This window comes from Rhizobium sp. AB2/73 (genome assembly GCF_020871915.1).
Taxonomy (GTDB): Bacteria; Pseudomonadota; Alphaproteobacteria; order Rhizobiales; family Rhizobiaceae; genus Rhizobium; species Rhizobium dioscoreae.
In genome coordinates this window covers 981,498-999,836 of the sequence record NZ_CP067072.1, presented here as the reverse complement: position 1 = coordinate 999,836, position 18,339 = coordinate 981,498, and the positions used below count along the sequence as shown (strand labels likewise).

Here is an 18,339-nt window from a genome sequence, read left to right as displayed (position 1 = left end):
ATTGGCCGGATGCCGTGAGAGCCTTTTCGCTTTTCGTCGAATCGCGGAAAGGCTCTATTCCTCTGCTTTTACGCAATACCGGACGGAAAACCGCAATACACTTTTCCTGGAATTGCTCCGAAGCCGGCACCCGGCCTTCTCCTTATTTCTTCAAGAAATCCTGCATGCCTGCCTTGGTATGGGCAAGCGCATCCTCAAGGCTTTGCTGACCCGACCAGTAGCCCGTGAATTCCTTGGCCTGCAGCTCGTAGACGGATAGCGCCTTGGCCGAGGTGGCCCCCGTCATGACGTAGCCATATTTGCTGGCAAACTCGCCGAGCTTCACGAGATCGGGACGCTCCTTGGCCACCTTGGCGACGACATCCGGCGTCAGCGCCGGTGAACCGCCGGCACGCGCATAGGCAAGGGCCGCATCCTCGGAGGACAGCCACTTGAGGAACTTGATAGCGCCTTCCTTGTTCTGCGCGTTCTTGTTCAGTCCGAGGCCGAGACCATGGATATGGTCGACGCGACCGTTCGGCCCGGCCGGCGGCGCGACGATGCCGGTGACGTCGGCGACGGCAGGCGACTTCTTCGCATCGGTGAGCTCGGCCGCTGCGGCATTCCATTGCAGGGCAGTCGCGGCCTGCCCGGAGCTGAAGGCGGCATTGGTTTCGGCATATTCGTAGCTCAGCGAATCCTTCGGCGATGCGCCGGCATCGTAAAGCGTCTTATAGAGCTTCAGTGCCGTCTTGTAGGCATCCGAGTCGATCGTGACATTGCCGCTCGCGTCCATCCAGTCACCGCCATAGGAGCGCGGCAGGGATTGGAACACCATCATGTTGAAGAGAAGGTTCTTCATCTGCAGCACTGTGCCATAGCGGACCGGGCTCCGGCGGTTCACCTGCTTGCTGAAATAGAGCGAAGTCGCTGCCCAATCGTCCCAGGACCAGTCGTCGGGCTGCTTCGGTGCCAGCTCCTTGCCGAGATATTTCTTGGAGATCTCAGCATATTTGGCCTTGGCATCGGGATCGGCGATGAGGGCATCAACGAGATCCTTGCGGTAGTACATGAAATGCAGCGACAGATCCGTCGGCACGCCATATTGCTTGCCATCGAACTGCATCGTCTTCAGCACCGTGTCGCCGAACACTTTGGAGGCATCCGCATTAAGCTCGATCGGCTCCATGTAAGGCGCATAGCGGCCGATCGAATAGGTCGCGACCAGATTGACGTCGAAGGCGTTCGAGCCGGCTGCCATGTCGGCCTGCAGCTTGTCGAAGAAACCGTCGCGATTGAAGAACAGCAGCTCGACCTTCTCGGCATCCGATGCCGTCTTGTTGTAGAGATCGGCGGTGGCGCGCAGCGCCGTTTCCTCCGAGCCTCCGGGCCAGCCGAGCACGACCACCTTGGCGTTGGCGAGTCCCGGCAGGGCCGTTGCCGACAGCATGAGGGCAAGCAGTGTGGACGATATGTGCTTGAATTTCATTCTTGTTCCCTTTCCTTATCGTTGTTTGTTGAATTGGGCAGGTCTTTTCATCGATGGCGTGCAGCAAGGTCTGCCGCGCCGATGATGCCGGCATTGGAGCCGAGGCTCGCGGCGACTAGGCGCGGTGCCACATGCGGCGGCAATTCCTCGAGTTGCGCACCGACGGCGTCGAGATAGCCGGATGCGAGACCGATACCGCCGCCGATGACGATGCGTTTCGGCGCGAACATCATCTGGATGTCACGGCATAGAAGCGCGACGCGTGACGCCGACTGCATGATGATCGCTTCGGCCCAGCCGGCACCTTCGCGTGCCTTTCGAAAGATCTCGGGTGCCTCGGCCGGATGCCCGGCGCGGGCTGCTTCGGCCGCCATCCACCGACCCGAAACGAGGTCCTCCAGTGGTGACTGGCCGTGCGTCGGTCCGTGAAGCAGGCCGAAATGACCTGCCAGACCCAATAGCGGTCGCCCATTAATCACGATGCCGCCGCCGATGCCCGTCGATATGGTCAAAAAGACGGTATCCTCGTTTGCGCCGGCACCGAACCTATGTTCGCCCCAGGCTGCAGCCTGAGCATCGTTGACGGCGAGAGCCGGCTTGCCGAAGAGTTTGCTGGCCTGTGCCACCAGCGGATAGCCGTCCGGAATTGCGAGGGTCGCGGGATTGAGGGCCGACCAGCAGCCGTCGCTTATCAAGCCGGTTGCAGCGATGCCGACGCGCTCATATCGACCGACCCAGGACTTTGCGTGCTCGGAGACGGCCACCAGCCAGGCGTTCGGGCCTGCCTGCCGGCTGGTCGGGACGGTCGCCTTATCAAGCACCTGCCCGCCTTGGACCAGGGCCGCCAGGGTCTTCGTGCCGCCGATATCGATCGCCAGCGTTGCGTCATCGCGCGCGGAAAAGGCAGCGGAAACAGCGTCGTCGAACCAGAGTGTCACATGCTCGGTGCGCGTGATTGCCGATCCGACGACGACGGCACAGGCACCGGCCCGCACGGCATCCGCCGCCTGTTCGGGTGTGCGGATGCGGCCTTCGGCGATCACATAGGGCGTAAGCTCCCGCATGGCGGCAATCAGCGCGATATCCGGTTCCACCGGTTCGGGGCCACCGACATAACCGGACATGGTCGTGCCGACGAAATCGACGCCGGCATCGAGGGCGCGTCTGGCATCCCCAACACACGAGCAATCCGCCATTGACAGCAGACCTCGGGCCTTGATGGCGGCAATCAGCGCTTCGATCGTTGCCGGGCGAGGCCGATCGGTCGCATCGAAGGCGATGATATCGGCGCCGGCATCGGCCAGAGCCTCGACATCGGTGATAAAGGGAGTGATGCGCACCGGGCTGTCGTCGAGGTCGCGCTTGACGATGCCGATGATCGGCGCGTCGACGGCGGCCCTGACGGCTGCAACGTAAGCCGCCGACTCGATGCGCAAGGCACGGGCGCCAGCGGCCAGAGCCGCACGCGCAAAGCCGCTGACGAAAATGGCCTCATCCATCGCCCCGCCCGGTACGGGCTGACATGAGACGATGAGGCTCAGATTGAGATCTTCCCTGCGCATTCGGCACCCCTTTCGGGCTGCAACGATAGAGAATGATCACCAGAAAGCAACCGGTTTTAAACTGGTATTATCTCTGCAGTTCGAAGACGAAATCGTAGACCTCGCCCTTGTAGCGGGTCTCGCAATATTCGACGATCTCTCCGTCGGCGAGAAAGCACCGCCGCTCGGTCGTCAGGATCGGTGCGCCCGGTTCGCAGTGCAGGTGCTGCGCATCCTCGGGCGAGGCGGCGCGCGCGCGCATGCGCTGGACGGCACGCCTAGGAAGAAAGCCGCGCTCGGCCAGCGCCTCATAGAGGGAATCGCCGACGAACGAAGGTGAGGGAAGGAAGCGCACGGGCACGGCGGCATGTTCGACTGCGATCGGTGCGCCATCAGCTGTTCGCACGCGGCGCATCCGCAGGACTTGCGCATTGGCTGAGATGCCGAGCGCCATCATCTCGGTCGGTGAAGGTCGAGTTAACTGTTTGGAAATCCAGACGCAACCGGGCTCCATTCCACGAGCGCGCAGGTCTTCGGAGAAACTGGTGAGGGTGGAAAGCGACTTTTCGACGCGCGAGCCGATCTCGCTGCGGGCACCCTGCCGTCGGCTCAACATGCCTTCCTCCTCCAGCATGGCGAGTGCTTTTCGAACCGTGACGCGTGACAGGGAGAGGGTTTCCGCAAGCGATCGTTCGCCCGGCAATACCGAGCCGGATTTGAAGGCGTGGCTGCGGATGGCGGTTTCGATCGCGCTCTTCAGCTGCTTGTAGAGCGGCATCCCCTCTGTGCCGGAAGCAAGCTCTTTCTTGACCAGCTCAATAATATCAGTTGCCAAGGCAGACTTTCCCTTGATGGCATGGCGACGAAAATGTCGCCCTGTTTGCTACTGGTATTATACTGTACAGGTTTTTGCGATCTGTCGAGGCGGGTAAGGGACATACCGGTCCGCTGAAGCGGGCCGGTATGCAGTTCGTATCAGGAGGCCAGAGCGCGGCGCACGGTCTGGACTGGCATGGCTTTGCCGGGGACCCGCAAAGGGGCCTTCGCGACGACGGGCGAAATGCGGGTCGTATTGGTCTTGGTGGCTCCCAGCCAGCGAAGAATAGCGTCGAAGCCGGGCTGGGCAGCCCGCTTGAATTCCGGGCTCATCTCCTCGTCCATGCCGCAGAGCGAGGCAATTTCCTGGAAGTCGACACGTCCTGCCCGAAGGGGAGGACGCGACTGGAAAACGATCAGGCCGATCATGAAGCCTTTGATATTCTCGAAGCTACGCGGCTGAAGCAGCGGCTTGAGCCGCATATCGCAAAAATCCGAAATCTTGCGCTGGAAAACGTCAGAGGCAGAGCTTTTCTTTATGGGCATTATTCATTCCTTGCAGGCGACATCATCCAAAGGTCGGGGTGTGGCCCGCTAAAGCACGCAGGTTAACGAAGCGCAAACAACCGGCCGATTGGCCGCTTTCAATTCTACGATACGTCGCCATTTGGCAAGTGAAAGATCGATCACGCTTCGGTCGACACCGTTTCCCGCACAAGGCGGCGGAAAGAGATCAGAAGTCTTGTCGTCGAGCCATCAAGACCATGAAAAAACTGTAACTTGCCTCCCGTGTCATTGAGAGCGACATTTTCCTTGCGCCGGAATTATGAGGTGAAAGACATGTCAGTCTTGGAAATACTGGTCAGACGCCGGATGCAGGAAGAATATGCCAAGGGTACATCGCCGGAGCGCATTACCCGCCTCCTGCAGGAATTCTTCAACGGGGCAGAGGCCTCCCAAGCCGATGCACTGCATTCGGAAGAGTATGCTAATGAATTCAAGATTACAGTTAGTTAGACTGTAACCTTTTGGATGAGGCAAGGCGCTGTTATTTACAACGCCTTGCTCATTGTTCCTGGCTTTCCGATCTGGCCGGCCCGCATCGGCGGGATTCGTTCAGCAGACGAATGGTTCCGCATATGGTGGAGTCCAGGCTTCCATGGTGCCGATGATTTCGTCCGCGCCCTTCCTCTCCGTTATTCATTCCGCTCGGATGCGAATTGAGAGACCGATGGCTTAGAATCCGATTTCCGCGATGCGCCGAGGCGCGACAAAATGCAGGTCACGGTCATGGTGCCTGCGAGGGCTGCCTTTCCCGTCCAATGATGTGCGTTTCCGATCCTGCCAGAGCGGTTCGGCTTTTCATCGAATATATGAACCGCCCCAGCTCTTGTCTTCACGCAATTCCGGGCGAAACGGCTGCGCACTTTTCCTGGAACTGCTTCAGGCTGACCCATGCAAGGTCGGAGTGCAGTCAGAGAACGACGACCTTTGTTCCCACGCCGACCCGGCCATAGAGATCCATGACATCCGGATTTGCCATACGGATGCAGCCTGACGACACCGCCTTGCCGATCGAGTTCGGCTCATTGGTGCCATGGATGCGGTAGAGGGTGGAACCGAGATAGAGCGCTCTCGCTCCGAGGGGATTATTGAGCCCACCTTCCATGTGATCAGGCAACTCCGGACGGCGAGCGATCATTTCCTTGGGCGGCGTCCAATCGGGCCACTCCGCCTTGCGGCTGATCGTCTCGGTGCCCTTCCAGGCGAAGCCCTGCTTGCCGACACCGATGCCATATTTGAGGGCAGTTCCGTCGTTGAGCACGAGATAGAGGCGCTTTTCCTTGGTGGAGATAACGATTGTGCCGGGATCGTAGCCGGAAAAACGCACAACGCTGCGCGGGATCGGCGATTGCGCCAGACTGGCCCGCTTGTCGTCCTTGGGGCCCGGACTGAATTGGGGAGACACCGCATTCCGATCGATCGAAGCCTGGCGCCGTGGACGAGGGGCTGGCGGGAAATCGCCGTCCTCATCGTCATAGTCGTTGTAACGGTCGCCCCGATAGTAATAGCCGTCGTCGAGACGCGGATCGTCGCGATAACGCGGTGCCTCACGCCAATAGCGCGGAGCAACATAGCCGCCATCGAGATCGTCGCCATAATCCGGCAAATATCTCCATTCTTGCGCGTGCGCGGCGGAGCCTGCCATCAGTAAAGCCAGAACGGGCAAAAGAACAAATTTTTTAGTCTTCACGTGATAACCATACTTCCCGAATAATGCATCGGATTGCACCCAGCGCGAGCGGGGCATGCGTGCTGCAGACAATTCCGGAAACGGCGGGCGTAATTGTGGCAGCGGCGATTGAAAGTCGAGATTTTCCGACCTGTTTTGAAGTTCAGATGGAGATGCGCAAACGGGCGGCCACACGGAGCGTTTCTGTCATCGATCCGGAAAGATCGGATGATTATTCGGCGGATACTGCCAGTTTCGACCAAGCGGGATCACTGGAAGGGTCCGTCGACCAGAACCGGATATCCGCGAAGTCAATTGATTCCACGACGCCGGGAAGAGTGTCCCTTCTGATCGCGCTCATCTGCCGAGACGCCGCTTATCGGCGGGTATATTCGCGCCTGGTGGATCCGCGCCTTTGGAACTCATCGACTCCGGGGCGGCTTTCCGTAGCCGTCGAAGATGAGGCTGGCGGCGCCGATCAGACCGGCATGGCGCCCGAGCTGTGCGGCAACGATTGGCACGTCGCGATAGGCGGGCATGGCGCGCTCGCGAACTGTCGCTGCCATTTGATCGTGCAGAAGATCGAAGCCATGCGAAATTCCTCCGCCCATGACAAGCACGTCGGGCGAATAGAGATGAAGCAGGTTTGTAAACCCGATCCCCAGCCACCGCGCTTCGTCGATCAGCAGCGCCAATGCATCGGCGTCGCCCTTTCGTGCGGCTTCTACGACATGTCGTCCAGTCACGTCGGCATCGGCGGCGAACTTGCGCAGTATCGATCCGTCTGCCGGCCTGGTGCGGGCCGTCGCCCGCCTGCCGAGTGCCGTGCCGGAGGCGACGGCCTCGAAGCAACCGATTGCGCCGCAAAAGCAACGTTCGCCCTCGTTTGTGATCGTCATGTGGCCGATCTCGGCAGCCAGGCCCCGTCTGCCATGCAGGATTCGGCCATCGGCAATCACGCCGCCGCCGATACCGGTCGATACCGTGACGAACACCATCGATCCCGCCCCGCGGCCGGCGCCATATCGCCATTCCCCGAGAGCTGCCGCATTCGCATCGTTTTCGAGCCGCACGGGCAGCTGAAAATGGTTCTGGAGAATCCCCGCCAGCGGGACCTCATGCCATCCGACCAGAGTCGGGGCCGCAATGACCATACCGGCGTCCGGATCGAGCGGACCGGGCGCGCCGATCCCGATCCCGATCGGCGAAAGATCGGGCGTTTCCGCCAACACCGTTTCCGCCAGCAGTTCGATCTGACGGATGACGGCTGCGGGACCGCCGGCCGCATCCGTCGATAGCGACGAGAACGACAATAGGCATCCTGCATCATCGATAAGTGCGGCGCGAAGCTCCGTTCCACCGAGATCGAATGCAAGAGCGACCTTTTTCACGAAACCCGGCTCTCCAATCCATGCAGCCAGGCGATCCGGTCGCCAAGATTCTTGTCGCCGAATGCCAGCGATCCGAGAACAACGGTCTGTGCCCCGGCTTGGCGCAGAAGCGGGACGGTTTGTTCGCGAATGCCGCCATCGGCTGCAAGTATGATCTGATCTTCGCGGCCTGCCTTCCTCAGCAGGGAACGCGCTTCGATCAGCCGGTCGCAAGCCTTTTCGGAAAGGCTTTGTCCCTTCACGCCGATCGAGGTTCCGAGCAGCGTCACGAAGGCGACGTGATCGATAAAGGGCTCGATCGCCGAAACAGGTGTTTCCAGCCGCAGCACCACGCCGGCTTCGGCGCCAAGCTCTTTGGCAAGTGCAATGGCGCGTAAGCCGGCATCGCCGTTTTCGGCATGGACGCTGATCAAATCAGCTCCCGCCTCAATGAACTGGCGTGTCTGCTCCTCGACGATTTCAGCCTCGACCATGAGATGGACATGGATCGGCTTCGCAGTCGACTTGGCGATGCGCGCGACAAAATCAGGAAAGAATAGGAAGCCCGGCGTAAAGCGGGCATCGGCGACATCGATGTGATGCAGGTCGACATAAGGTTCTATGCGCTTGAGGTCGGTCTCCATATTGGCAAGATCGGCCGACCAGAGCGAAAATTCGCCGAGAAGCCTCTTGCGGGGAAGCGCTGCAATGGCCGCCGGGCCGGAATGAGGTCTGGAAGTCATGATGGAACGAAGCTCCGGAGTGTTTTGGATGCTAGAAAATGCGCGATGGCGTCTTGGACTTCGACAAAGTGCTTGTCTTTATCGACAGCCTTGGCGGTGACTTCGACAAAGCTCGCGCCTGGAATGACATTGGCGAGCGTCTGCGCGCAGGAGAGCGGATGGATCGCATCGTGCTGGTTGCCGATAATCAGGGTGGGCACGGCAAGAGCGGCGGCGGCTGCCCGCGGCACCTCCGGCTCGTCTGCAGCGATATCAGCCAGAACAGAGGCGAAGGCGAGAGCATCTGGTCGGTCGAAGTAGCCAAGCAGGGAGGAGAAATTGTCCGGTGCCTCGGAGGCGATCCGCTGTCCTGTTTCAGAGGCGATAAAGAGCCTTTTGGCCTCCTCGATCGGATGCGAACGGATCAGTGCAGCCACTGTGCGGATCGGCGCGAGATTGCCCGGCGATGTCTCGAAGGTCCAGGCGGGCCGCACGAGAACGAGCCCTGCAATCCGGCGGGCATGATGATGAGCAAGGTGCAGCGCAATGGCCGCCCCCATCGAAATGCCGCCGATGATGAAGCGATCGAACCCGTATGCGGTGGCCGCAGCCAGAACATCCTCGGCAAACATGCGGATGGAAAAGGGTCGTGTATTGCCAAGGGAGGATGCGCCGTGCCCACGGCATTCCAGCGTCAGCCGGTGCATGTCTACTGAAGCGGGAACATTTTGTGCGACCTGTGCATCGTCGCCGCCCAGCCCGTGCTGGAAGATGACGGGGAGTCCTTGCCCATTGTCGTAGACGGCAAGTTCTGCATCGTCGCGCTTGAACCATTTCTTGCCCATCAGATCAGCGCCTTGAGAAAGCCGGCAACGGCCGGTGCGTCCGAAGCAGAAAGGCCATGCGTCACGAGCGGGCCTTCGAAATTCACTGAGCGCAGCCGCGCGATGAAATCGGCAAAATCCACCACGCCTTGTCCGGCGGTTGCAAAGCGACCATCGCTGTAACGATCCTTGGCATGCGCCAGCGCGATGTGACCGGCTGACGTTTCGACCGCCTCTTCAATTACCGCCCGCGCCTTGGCCGGTGTTGCTTGTTCGAAGAGATTGGCCGGATCGAGCACGATACGCAGCCGCCGCGATCCCATCTCGTCGATCAGTCGCCGGGCGTCGCGTGCCGAGGTGACGATATTGGCCTGTTCCGGCTCGATACCGAGATCGACGCCATGCCGTTCGGCGAACTCCAGAGCCTTCGATATTTCAGCCGCCATGTCGGTCCAGGCGGAAGGATCGCCATTGTCGGGATGATAGGCCCATTGGTCGTTCCGGTCGCGCGTTCCGGTGCAAAGCGTTACCAGCGGAATCGAGAGTGCCGCCGCCGTTTCGATGACGACGGCGAGCTGGGCGAGGCCCGCTCGGCGTACAGCAGTATCGGGGTGAGCCATGTTGTAGGTGCCGGACAGGGCAGCAAGCGAGATGCCCGTCGCCTCGGCGGACGAACGAACCGCTGCGATCGTTTCTTCCGAAACGGCATCGGGCATGGACGGGAGACCGCAGCAGGCGAGATTGAACTGCGCGCATGCGTAACCGCTGTCGCGCACGGCCGAGAGAACGCCGAGCGGCTCCGTTCCGGGAAAGGTCTTGGCGAAGATGCCGATCTGCATCAGACCGCTCCCGTGACCGATGCGAGTTCGACGCGCTCGCCTCGTTCCACCGATCGGGCGATCGCCACCATCGCGCGGATGGAGGCCAGGCCGTCCTCGACATCGGCGCCGCGCATCGGCGCGCCATTTAACGCCGTATCTGCAAGTCCTTCCAGCTGGCGGCGGAAGAAATGGCCGTCGGCACCGAGGGGCTTCCGGGTCGTCGCATCCTTCTCGTGAAAGATTTCCACTTCGCTCGAGCGGAAGTACCAAGGATTGAAGGTCTTTGCGAGAACCGAGCCGTTTTCGCCATAAAGCTGGAAGCCTTCATGCCAATCCATGCGCACGGCAACTGTCAGGTCCAGATGGCCGAGAGCACCATTGGCAAACTCGGTCTCCACGAACCAGCAATAGGCACCGGCACGTTCCAGGAGCCGGGCACGAACGGCGACGATCTCCCCGCAGAAGAAGCGCGCGGTGTCGACCAGATGCGAACCATGGGCGAGCATGAAATACTGCCGAAGATCGGCCTTGGGATTGCCTGCCGGCTTGCGCGCAAGCTTGCTGGTGACCGGCAGGGGCTGCACCGCATCCGTATTGGTGTAGCGATGGGTGGAATCGCAATACCACGCCTTCATCGCAAAAATCTGACCTATGTCATCGCGTACGAAATCGCGCGCGGCCTCAAGCGCCGGATCGAAGCGTTTCATATGGCCGACCTGCAGGATCCTCCCGGATCGCCGCACGGCCTCGGCAAGCCGCTGCCCTTCCTCGACGGACACTCCGATCGGCTTTTCGCACAGCACATGCTTTCCGGCTTCAAGCGCCTTTATCGACATCGGCACATGATAGGCGTCGGATGTCGCGACGATCACGGCCTCCAGCTCGGGATCGGCCAGCATGGCATCATAATCATCGTACATCTTCTGCGGCTCATAGGTCGCGCCCATGCGGGCCAGAAGATCGGGGGCTGCATCGCAGATCGCATAAAGATCGGCATTTCTCGCCTTGGCGCAGGATTCGAGATGCGCGAATTGCGCGATCGGGCCACAGCCGAGTACTCCCACGCGAAGACGGCGACTTTCCTTTTCGATCATGGTTCTACTCCTTATGCCCCGTAGCCGCTCATGGTTTGGCGATTGGCTTTGACCGCAGCGGCAGGATCGGAGCCGGCCGTCTCGGATTCCTCCTCCAGCACCAGCCAGCCATTGAAGCGCGGAGCAGCCGAGACGAGGTCGATCACGGCCGGTGTATCGAGAACGCCCTTGCCGAGCATCGCCCATCGGCCCTGCGCATCGACATCCTTCAAATGCAGGTAGCGGATACGGTCTTGATAGGTGCGCATCGTGTCAAGCATATCGGCATGCCCCCGCAGGATATGACCGGTATCCGGCACCCAGCCGACCAGGCTCGGGTCGAGCAGAGCGAAGATGCGGTCGTAATCGGTCCGGTCGAACAGCAGCGTATTGTGATGCGAACTCGGATGCACGGCGACCTCGACGCCGGCGGCCTTGCCCAGTTCGCCGGCGCGATTGTAGAATTCGCCGGCAATGGCGAACTTCTCGTCTCGCGGACCATCGGAAACGACGGTTGCCGAGCCGATGGAAACGAGTGCGCCGGGAAAATGCGCTGCATAATCGATCCAGCGCTTGGCCGCCGCAAGATCGTCCTTCACGGCGTCGGCGACGGTAAAGCCGCTCTTGGAACCGAAGGCGAAGGAGACGAGCGTCAAACCGCAATCCCTCAATGCATTCGCGAAGGCATGCGGCTCCGCCCCATAGCGGCCGATCATCGTATCGGTGATTTCGATGCCGGAGTAGCCGCCTGCCGAAATCGCTGAGAGCAGATCATCTGCCGTTCCCGTCCAGGTATTGCCGAGCATTTCCCATGTGAATGTCTGGCAGCCGACTTTTATGTCCTTGCGCATTCCCGCTATTCCTTGATTCCGCCTTGGGTCAGGCCTTCGATGATGTGTCGTTGGAAGAAGAGCACCAAAATGATGAGCGGTATGGTGACAACAGCCGATGCGGCGGCGATGTCTCCCCAGGGCACATAATATTGATTGGTGAAATTGGCGATGCCGACCGGGATCGTCTGGCTGTCGCTGTCCGAAGTGAAAGCCAGCGCAAACAGGAATTCGTTCCAGGCGGTGATGAAGGCGAGCAGGCCTGTCGTGACCAGGCTCGGCAGCGATATTGGCAGGATGATATGCCAGAGCAGGCCGACCGGACCGACGCCGTCTATGCGGGCTGCCTCGTCGATCTCGCGCGGCAGCGTCTCGAAATAGCCGAACAGCACCCAGGTCACCAGCGGCAATCCCAGCGCAAGATAGGTGATGATCAGCGCGGTATAGGTATCCAGCAGTCCGAGATCGGAGGCGATGAGATAGAGAGGTCCGACCAGTGCGATCTGGGGAAACATCGATACCGAAAGAATGACGGTCAGGATGCCGAAGCGTCCTTTCACGTCGAGGCGCGATAGTGAAAAGGCAGCAAGCGAACCGACGATCAGGCAAAGGGCGGTGGTCGCCAGCGAAACGACGAGCGAATTCAGCACATAGTGATGCAGGCCTTTTTCGACGAAGGCGTTGTAGTAGTGCTCCAGCGTGAACGGGTTCGGTATGAGCGAGGGCGTGCCTTCAGTCAGGGCCTTGTCGTGCTGGAGCGATGTCGAAAACTGCCAGATGAACGGGCCTGCGGACCAGATGAGGATGAACAGCGCGCCAAGATAGATGGCGATGTTTTGAAGGACTGAGCGCTCTGCGTTCATGTCGTCCTCCTGATCTGGCGCACGAGGAAGACGCAGAAACCCATGGCGATTAGCCCTTCCGTGATGAACATGGCGGTCGAGACTGCAGAGCCGTAGCCGAACTGAAGCGTCGAAAAGAGCACCTTGTAGGACAGCGTCGAAAGCGTCTCGGTGGAATCGGCCGGACCGCCACCCGTCAGCACATAGACGAGGTCGAAAACGCGAAAGGCATCGAGCGCACGGAAGAGGCCGGCAATCAGCAGCGTCGGCATCAGGAGCGGCAGGCGAATATACCAGAAGATCGTCCAGGCTCTCGCACCGTCCATGCGTGCCGCCTCGATCAGCGATTTGGGAACGGTCTGCAGCCCCGTCAGCAAAAGAAGCGCCATGAATGGCGTGGTCTTCCAAACATCGGCAAGGATGATCGTTGTCAGCGCCGTGTCGGGAGAGCCGTACCAGTTGACGTTCTGGTCGATCAATCCTGCATGCAGAAGGATGAAATTGATGATGCCGTGCTGACCGTCGAAGAGCCAGCCGAACATTTTGGACGTCACGACGGTCGGCATGGCCCAGGGTACGAGCATGGCGGCGCGGACCATGCCCCGGCCGGCGAAGGTCTCGCAAAGGATCAGCGCCATTGCCAGGCCGATGAAGGTTTCGAGCAACGTCGAGATCAGGGTAAACCAGATCGTGTGCCACCAGGCATTCCAGAACGGCGGATCGGCCAGCAGCTGCACATAGTTGGCGATACCGACGAAATCATTGTCCTGTGTGATCAGCGAGCGGTTGGTGAAGGACAGATAGACGCCGTTGACGATCGGATAGAAGGATACCGATGCGAGCGAAAGGAATGCCGGCAGCAGCAACAGCCAGGGCCAGAGGGCGCTTGACAGCGCCCTCGACTTACCTGGGGTTGGCTCGGAAACGGCAACCGTCATCGTCACGGCCATTTCAGCCAACGATCTTATTGATCTGGGCGGCGGCGGCCTGAAGCTCCGCCTTGACGTTGCCGCTGACCAGCGCCTTGGAGATGCTGGACTGCAATGCCAGCGTCACCTTGGCATATTGCGGCGTTATCGGCCGCGGCGTGGCTCCGGTGAAGACGTTCTGGAGACTTGCCATGAACGGCTGCTCGGCCTTGAGCTTCGCATCCTGGAAGATGGCAGGCCGCGAGGGCGCAAGACCGAAATTAAGGGCAAGCCGTGTCTGGGTTTCGGGTGAAGACATCCAGGTCAGGAATTCGATCGCGGCTTCCCGCTTCTTGGAGTTGGCATTGACGCCCAGCTGGTAGCCGCCAAGGCAGGCCGAGCTCTTGCCGCCGGCAAAATGCGGCAACGGCGCGACGGCGACCTTGTCGACGACATGCGAGGCCTTCGGGTCCTGCGCGATCGGATAGACATAGGACCAGTTGCGCATGAACATCGCCTCACCAGACGTAAACGGCTGGCGAGAGGGCTCTTCGTCCCAGGAGAGCACGTTCTGAGGGCTGATCTTCGTCTTGTTGATGGTGTCGTACAGGAACTGGATCGCGGCAACGGCGGCATCGTCGCCGATGACGGAAGATTTTCCATCTGCGGACAGGATGGAGCCGCCGTTGGATGCGATGATTTCCACCGCATCACAGACCAGAACCTCCGCCTGCTTGCCCTGCCAGAGATAACCGAATTTGGCGTCGCCGGCTTTCTGCGCCTCCGCCGCCATCGTCGCCATGTCGGCCCAGGTTTCCGGCACCTTGCCGCCGTGCTTTTCCACCAGATCCTTGCGATAGTAGAACATGCCGGAATCGACGAACCATGGCAGCGCTGTCAACTTGCCGCCATAGGTGCAGGCAGCCACCGTGCCGGGGAAATAATCGGCACGCTTGTCCTTCGGGAAATACTCGTCAAGCGGCAGAGCCCAGCCGGCGGATGCAAAACCCGCGATCCAGATCACGTCCTGGCTGAAAACATCGGGCGTTCCGTTGCGGCGGGCGAGCTGCTGGACGAGGCCCTGATAGACTTCCGTCGACGAGCTCGGCGGCGGCAGTTCGATGAATTTGACGGTGATGCGGTTTTGCGACTTGTTGAACGTCTTGACGAGGTCGCCGAGGCCTTCCTTGCCGAAGAAGCTGGCGCTGGCAAAGCTGATTTCCGTCCGATCGGCGGCACGCGCCGGGCGGATGCCAAGGCTTGTAGCAACTCCAAGCGTTGCCGTACCGATGGCGGCGCCGGCGGCACCCAACAGCAGCTGACGACGATCAAGCATTATCGATTGTCCGGCACTCGTGGAGTAAGCCGGCGTCTTCTTGATATCTGTCATGTTTCCCTCCCAGGAAGACTGGCGACCTCCAAACCTCCACGCCAGTATTCGCATATGTTTTATAAAAATTTATCGCGCGTCAAGAAATAAGATGCTTTAAATCAACCGAGGAGTCATCGTTCGGATGCGCAGAAGCGCGCCGAACAGATGCGGTAGATCAGGGAGGATTGGGTAATATGGCTGGTAATTCAAAAGCTAAGCTCGGCATTGGCGTCATCGGCTGCGGTAACATCTCGATGACATATCTGCGCAATGCAGCGCTGTTTGCCGGTGTCGAATTGCGCGGCTGCGCCGATATATCCGCCGATGTCGCCGCGCTGCGTGCCCGGGAATATGGCATTCGCGCGCTCAGCGTCGACCAATTGCTGGCCGATCCCGAAGTCGATCTCGTACTGAACCTCACTGTTCCCGCCGTCCATTTCGACGTCACGATGTCGGCATTGTCGGCTGGCAAGCACGTCTTCACGGAGAAGCCGCTGGCAACGTCGGCGGCCGATGGGCGGGTTCTCGTGGCGGAGGCCAAGCGGCGCGGATTGCAGTTGGGGTCTGCGCCCGATACGTTTCTGGGCGCGGCAGGCCGCCGAGCGCGGCGCCTGATGGATGAGGGCGCGATCGGCCGGCCGGTCAGCGGCACTGCCTTCATGATGGGACGCGGCATGGAGCACTGGCACCCCAATCCGCAATTCTATTATCAACCGGGTGGCGGCCCGGTCTTCGACATGGGGCCCTATTATCTGACGATGATGGTAAACCTGCTTGGTCCGGTCGTGCGGGTCATGGCAATGGCGACGAAAGGCCAAGAAGAACGTCTGATCACTGCCGACGGCCCATTCAAGAATATGCGCTTCAAGGTCGGCACTCCCACAAACATCCTGTCGCTTCTGGAATTCCAATCCGGCGCGACCGTGAATTTCGGCGCATCCTGGGACGTGTTTCGCCACTCCAATCATCCAATCGAGCTTCATGGCACCGAAGGTTCGCTCCGTTTGCCCGATCCGGACACGTTCGGCGGAACGGTGTCACTGTCCGAGCGGGGCGCCGATTGGCGCGATTTCGAAAGCGACGGCGAGCTTTACGGCGCGAGGAACTGGCCATTCAATGCACCGGATCGGGCGAATTACCGCATGCTCGGTGTCGCCGACCTTGCGCGAGGGCTTGAAGAGGGTAGGCCTCCCCGCGCGTCGGGAGAGCTCGCCCTTCATGTCCTCGAGATCATGGAGGCCATTCTCCAGTCGGGGGAAAGCCGACAGTCGGTCAGCATCGGCGCGCAATTCACTCCGCCACCGCGTCTTGACGAAGACGAAGCACGCAGCCTTCTCGCCTGATCGCTGCAGGGAGGGATAATTCAATGGAAAAGTTGGATGAAAGTGCGCTGCGCGTTCTTGCTCTCACCAGTCGGTCGAGCGGTCGGCCATTCGAAACCGGCACACCTCAGCAGGCGCGTATCGACTATGATGCGGCTTGCCCGACGCTCCAGGGCGCAAGAGAGGCGGTCGCTTCGGTGGAGGATCGCGGGATCGCCGGCCCGAGCGGTCCAATCGCCTTGCGCATCTATCGCGGCATCGGTGCGCCTTTGAAGCATGGCCCGGGCCTCATCTATTTGCATGGCGGCGGCTGGGTGATCGGCAATCTCGAATCGCATGACGAAATCTGCCGATGGTTCGCCAATGCTGCCAAATGCACTGTCATATGCCCCGACTACCGGCTGGCGCCAGAACACAAATTTCCCGCCGGAGTGACAGATTGCGCTGCGACTTTGGCATTCGTGGGGAAATCGGCGGCAGACCTCGGCATCGATCCCGGGCGGATCGCCGTTGCTGGCGACAGTGCCGGCGGCAATCTTGCCGCCGTGCTGGCATTGATGTCACGCAATGGCGATGCCCCGCCGCTTGCCGCTCAGCTGCTCATCTATCCCAATACGGACGCCGCCCAGACGGCCGACAGTTATCGCCGTTATGCCGAAGGCTTCGGCTTGACTGCCTCGACAATGAGATGGTTTCGCGATCACTACGTTCGCACTGCAGCCGATATAGCAGACTGGAGGGTTTCTCCGCTACAAGCCGAGACCTTGGCCGGAGTGGCGCCGGCCTTCATCGCCACCGCCGGACATGATATTCTGGTGGACGAAGGCATCGCCTATGCCGAGCGATTGCGGGAAGAAGGGGTGCGCACGGTACATCGCCATTGGCCGGGGCAGATCCACGGTTTCGTGTCGATGGGGAGATATGTGGCGGAGGCTCGGCGTGCAGTGGAGGAGGCCGTCGCGGCATGGCGCGGCTTCGAAGCGGTCTTGATTTAGATGAAAAGCAAGTGCCGCCTTAGGCCGACTGCCGCATGACCAGCGTTCCATCCAGGCTGACCTTGCGCGCGATCGACCGGGTGGGCACGCCCGTGTCTCCAAGCAGCATCAGAAGCGTGCTGACGCTGCTTGCCGTCATCGCGGCGAAGTCCTGAGCCATCGTCGTCAGCGGCGGACAGGTATAGCGGCTCAAGGGATGGTCGTCATGGGCCGCGATGCGCAGATTGTCGCCCTTTTTGCGCCCGATTTTCAGTCCGTGCGCGAAGGCGGCTGCCATCACGCCGAAGGCGAGGCGATCATTCGCGCAAAGGATGGTTTTGCGTGGAAGAGACTTTGCGCGGAGCAGGCCATCCATCTGTTCGTATCCGATGCGTTCGAACTCCCAAGTGTAGGCGACGCTGGTGCTGATGACCAGCGGCTCGCAGCCTGCGGCTTCCATGGTGGCGATATAGCTTGCCAGCCTTTCGGGTGAGTTGTGATTGACATGCGGAATGTCCAAATAGGCTGGCGCCTCTCCGGATCGGCAAAGATATTCCACGATCGTTGCGACGCTCTGGTAATTGTCGTTGCCGATGAAGGGCGTATTGCCTTCGATATAAGTGTCGAAATAGACGATGGGCAGGTTCTGCGCGAGTTTTTCAAAGGTCCGCGGATCGGATTTCTTCCCCAATGGTGCGACAAGCGCACCGGCTACCTTCAAGGACAGCATTGTGTTGACCGCTTCGCCTTCCAGTTCGGGTAAGCCGTGCGACGAGAACACGATCGGCCAGTAACCCTCGTTGCGCAGGCGCAATTCCAGGCGATTGACCATTTCCGCATAAAAGGGATCCGTAAGGGCGGGAACCAGGATGCCGATATTGCGGGTTCTCTTGCGATTGAGGTTCCGCGCATAAAGATTAGGCTGATAATCCGACGAACGAAGCGCCGCCTCGATCAGCGCGCGGGTCGCCGGTTTTACACTGGTCGGATCGTCAAAATACTTGGAAAGGGTGGGGCGGGAGACACCGCAGGACTTTGCGAAATCCTCCATCGTCTTATACGTCAATTTTTCCATCCAAAGTCGACCATTGTTCCAGCTGCCGTCGCTACGAATGCCTTATGCGCATAGGTGGAAAGCAGCGCAACCAGAGACGTAAAATCCTGACAAGTTCTTTTGCGCTTTATGTTGCAATAAAAGGTAGCGCGCGAAAATTTATTATTTA

General features: G+C 60.1%; 18 protein-coding genes. 3 read left to right on the top strand and 15 right to left on the bottom strand.

Translation table 11 applies throughout. The features are described 5' to 3' along the window. Positions 1 to 142 precede the first annotated feature (142 nt). From I8E17_RS24235 to I8E17_RS24220, 4 genes are all read right to left on the bottom strand, one after another. Positions 143 to 1,468, bottom strand: a complete 1,326-nt coding sequence (locus I8E17_RS24235; protein WP_069609913.1) for an extracellular solute-binding protein — start codon at positions 1,466 to 1,468, stop codon at positions 143 to 145. Between the two features lie 47 nt (positions 1,469 to 1,515). Beyond that, the gene (locus I8E17_RS24230) at positions 1,516 to 3,030 is read right to left on the bottom strand and encodes a putative N-acetylmannosamine-6-phosphate 2-epimerase (protein WP_069609912.1); all 1,515 of its coding nucleotides are present in this window, start codon (positions 3,028 to 3,030) and stop codon (positions 1,516 to 1,518) included. A 67-nt stretch (positions 3,031 to 3,097) separates the two neighbouring features. Continuing rightward, positions 3,098 to 3,787: a GntR family transcriptional regulator gene (locus I8E17_RS24225; protein WP_069610416.1), complete on the bottom strand. Its 690-nt coding sequence runs from the start codon at positions 3,785 to 3,787 to the stop codon at positions 3,098 to 3,100. Between the two features lie 197 nt (positions 3,788 to 3,984). Beyond that, positions 3,985 to 4,371 (bottom strand): hypothetical protein, encoded by a 387-nt coding sequence (locus I8E17_RS24220; RefSeq protein WP_069609911.1) that lies wholly within the window; start codon positions 4,369 to 4,371, stop codon positions 3,985 to 3,987. Positions 4,372 to 4,665: 294 nt separating this feature from the next. Here I8E17_RS24220 and I8E17_RS24215 point away from each other — a divergent pair, with 294 nt between their 5' ends. Beyond that, positions 4,666 to 4,842 (top strand): hypothetical protein, encoded by a 177-nt coding sequence (locus tag I8E17_RS24215; RefSeq protein ID WP_176727945.1) that lies wholly within the window; start codon positions 4,666 to 4,668, stop codon positions 4,840 to 4,842. A 457-nt stretch (positions 4,843 to 5,299) separates the two neighbouring features. Here the strand turns inward: I8E17_RS24215 and I8E17_RS24210 are convergent, their stop codons facing one another. The 10 genes from I8E17_RS24210 to I8E17_RS24165 form a co-directional block, all read right to left on the bottom strand. Continuing rightward, positions 5,300 to 6,034 carry a L,D-transpeptidase gene (locus I8E17_RS24210; RefSeq protein WP_307777813.1) on the bottom strand — a complete coding sequence of 245 codons (735 nt, stop codon included), beginning with the start codon at positions 6,032 to 6,034 and terminating at the stop codon, positions 5,300 to 5,302. A 446-nt stretch (positions 6,035 to 6,480) separates the two neighbouring features. Then, positions 6,481 to 7,449: an ROK family protein gene (locus tag I8E17_RS24205; protein ID WP_069609909.1), complete on the bottom strand. Its 969-nt coding sequence runs from the start codon at positions 7,447 to 7,449 to the stop codon at positions 6,481 to 6,483. Beyond that, positions 7,446 to 8,171 carry a ribulose-phosphate 3-epimerase gene (locus tag I8E17_RS24200; RefSeq protein ID WP_069609908.1) on the bottom strand — a complete coding sequence of 242 codons (726 nt, stop codon included), beginning with the start codon at positions 8,169 to 8,171 and terminating at the stop codon, positions 7,446 to 7,448. The genes I8E17_RS24205 and I8E17_RS24200 overlap by 4 nt, the downstream gene beginning before the upstream one ends. After that, positions 8,168 to 8,995: an alpha/beta hydrolase gene (locus I8E17_RS24195; protein WP_069609907.1), complete on the bottom strand. Its 828-nt coding sequence runs from the start codon at positions 8,993 to 8,995 to the stop codon at positions 8,168 to 8,170. Before I8E17_RS24195 ends, I8E17_RS24200 begins: the two co-directional genes overlap by 4 nt. Then, complete coding sequence (locus I8E17_RS24190; RefSeq protein WP_069609906.1) at positions 8,995 to 9,813, bottom strand: sugar phosphate isomerase/epimerase; 819 nt, start codon at positions 9,811 to 9,813, stop codon at positions 8,995 to 8,997. Before I8E17_RS24190 ends, I8E17_RS24195 begins: the two co-directional genes overlap by 1 nt. Further along, positions 9,813 to 10,889 carry a Gfo/Idh/MocA family oxidoreductase gene (locus tag I8E17_RS24185; RefSeq protein ID WP_069609905.1) on the bottom strand — a complete coding sequence of 359 codons (1,077 nt, stop codon included), beginning with the start codon at positions 10,887 to 10,889 and terminating at the stop codon, positions 9,813 to 9,815. Before I8E17_RS24185 ends, I8E17_RS24190 begins: the two co-directional genes overlap by 1 nt. 11 nt (positions 10,890 to 10,900) lie before the next feature. Further along, positions 10,901 to 11,719: a sugar phosphate isomerase/epimerase gene (locus I8E17_RS24180; RefSeq protein WP_069609904.1), complete on the bottom strand. Its 819-nt coding sequence runs from the start codon at positions 11,717 to 11,719 to the stop codon at positions 10,901 to 10,903. 5 nt (positions 11,720 to 11,724) lie between these two features. Further along, a complete protein-coding gene (locus tag I8E17_RS24175) occupies positions 11,725 to 12,561 on the bottom strand; it encodes a carbohydrate ABC transporter permease (protein WP_069609903.1) in 837 nt (278 codons plus the stop codon). Beyond that, positions 12,558 to 13,490 carry a sugar ABC transporter permease gene (locus I8E17_RS24170; protein ID WP_069609902.1) on the bottom strand — a complete coding sequence of 311 codons (933 nt, stop codon included), beginning with the start codon at positions 13,488 to 13,490 and terminating at the stop codon, positions 12,558 to 12,560. The genes I8E17_RS24175 and I8E17_RS24170 overlap by 4 nt, the downstream gene beginning before the upstream one ends. A gap of 1 nt (position 13,491) precedes the next feature. Next, positions 13,492 to 14,838, bottom strand: a complete 1,347-nt coding sequence (locus I8E17_RS24165; RefSeq protein ID WP_113367007.1) for an ABC transporter substrate-binding protein — start codon at positions 14,836 to 14,838, stop codon at positions 13,492 to 13,494. A gap of 176 nt (positions 14,839 to 15,014) precedes the next feature. Between I8E17_RS24165 and I8E17_RS24160 the strand changes: the two genes are divergently transcribed. Beyond that, positions 15,015 to 16,163: a Gfo/Idh/MocA family oxidoreductase gene (locus I8E17_RS24160; RefSeq protein WP_069609900.1), complete on the top strand. Its 1,149-nt coding sequence runs from the start codon at positions 15,015 to 15,017 to the stop codon at positions 16,161 to 16,163. Between the two features lie 23 nt (positions 16,164 to 16,186). Further along, positions 16,187 to 17,137, top strand: a complete 951-nt coding sequence (locus I8E17_RS24155; protein WP_069609899.1) for an alpha/beta hydrolase — start codon at positions 16,187 to 16,189, stop codon at positions 17,135 to 17,137. Positions 17,138 to 17,156: 19 nt separating this feature from the next. Here the strand turns inward: I8E17_RS24155 and I8E17_RS24150 are convergent, their stop codons facing one another. Then, entirely contained in the window at positions 17,157 to 18,191 is a 1,035-nt protein-coding gene (locus tag I8E17_RS24150; RefSeq protein ID WP_069609898.1) for a LacI family DNA-binding transcriptional regulator, read from the bottom strand. Positions 18,192 to 18,339 lie beyond the last annotated feature (148 nt).

What these genes read in the sequence shown, in the direction of transcription:
- I8E17_RS24235 (WP_069609913.1), bottom strand. Translation starts at nt 1,468, where the DNA reads ATGAAATTCAAGCACATATCGTCCACACTGCTTGCCCTCATGCTGTCG.
- I8E17_RS24230 (WP_069609912.1), bottom strand. Translation starts at nt 3,030, where the DNA reads ATGCGCAGGGAAGATCTCAATCTGAGCCTCATCGTCTCATGTCAGCCC.
- I8E17_RS24225 (WP_069610416.1), bottom strand. Translation starts at nt 3,787, where the DNA reads ATGCCGCTCTACAAGCAGCTGAAGAGCGCGATCGAAACCGCCATCCGC.
- I8E17_RS24220 (WP_069609911.1), bottom strand. Translation starts at nt 4,371, where the DNA reads ATGCCCATAAAGAAAAGCTCTGCCTCTGACGTTTTCCAGCGCAAGATT.
- I8E17_RS24215 (WP_176727945.1), top strand. Translation starts at nt 4,666, where the DNA reads ATGTCAGTCTTGGAAATACTGGTCAGACGCCGGATGCAGGAAGAATAT.
- I8E17_RS24210 (WP_307777813.1), bottom strand. Translation starts at nt 6,034, where the DNA reads ATGGCAGGCTCCGCCGCGCACGCGCAAGAATGGAGATATTTGCCGGAT.
- I8E17_RS24200 (WP_069609908.1), bottom strand. Translation starts at nt 8,171, where the DNA reads ATGACTTCCAGACCTCATTCCGGCCCGGCGGCCATTGCAGCGCTTCCC.
- I8E17_RS24195 (WP_069609907.1), bottom strand. Translation starts at nt 8,995, where the DNA reads ATGGGCAAGAAATGGTTCAAGCGCGACGATGCAGAACTTGCCGTCTAC.
- I8E17_RS24190 (WP_069609906.1), bottom strand. Translation starts at nt 9,813, where the DNA reads ATGCAGATCGGCATCTTCGCCAAGACCTTTCCCGGAACGGAGCCGCTC.
- I8E17_RS24185 (WP_069609905.1), bottom strand. Translation starts at nt 10,889, where the DNA reads ATGATCGAAAAGGAAAGTCGCCGTCTTCGCGTGGGAGTACTCGGCTGT.
- I8E17_RS24180 (WP_069609904.1), bottom strand. Translation starts at nt 11,719, where the DNA reads ATGCGCAAGGACATAAAAGTCGGCTGCCAGACATTCACATGGGAAATG.
- I8E17_RS24175 (WP_069609903.1), bottom strand. Translation starts at nt 12,561, where the DNA reads ATGAACGCAGAGCGCTCAGTCCTTCAAAACATCGCCATCTATCTTGGC.
- I8E17_RS24170 (WP_069609902.1), bottom strand. Translation starts at nt 13,490, where the DNA reads ATGGCCGTGACGATGACGGTTGCCGTTTCCGAGCCAACCCCAGGTAAG.
- I8E17_RS24165 (WP_113367007.1), bottom strand. Translation starts at nt 14,838, where the DNA reads ATGACAGATATCAAGAAGACGCCGGCTTACTCCACGAGTGCCGGACAA.
- I8E17_RS24160 (WP_069609900.1), top strand. Translation starts at nt 15,015, where the DNA reads ATGGCTGGTAATTCAAAAGCTAAGCTCGGCATTGGCGTCATCGGCTGC.
- I8E17_RS24155 (WP_069609899.1), top strand. Translation starts at nt 16,187, where the DNA reads ATGGAAAAGTTGGATGAAAGTGCGCTGCGCGTTCTTGCTCTCACCAGT.
- I8E17_RS24150 (WP_069609898.1), bottom strand. Translation starts at nt 18,191, where the DNA reads ATGGAAAAATTGACGTATAAGACGATGGAGGATTTCGCAAAGTCCTGC.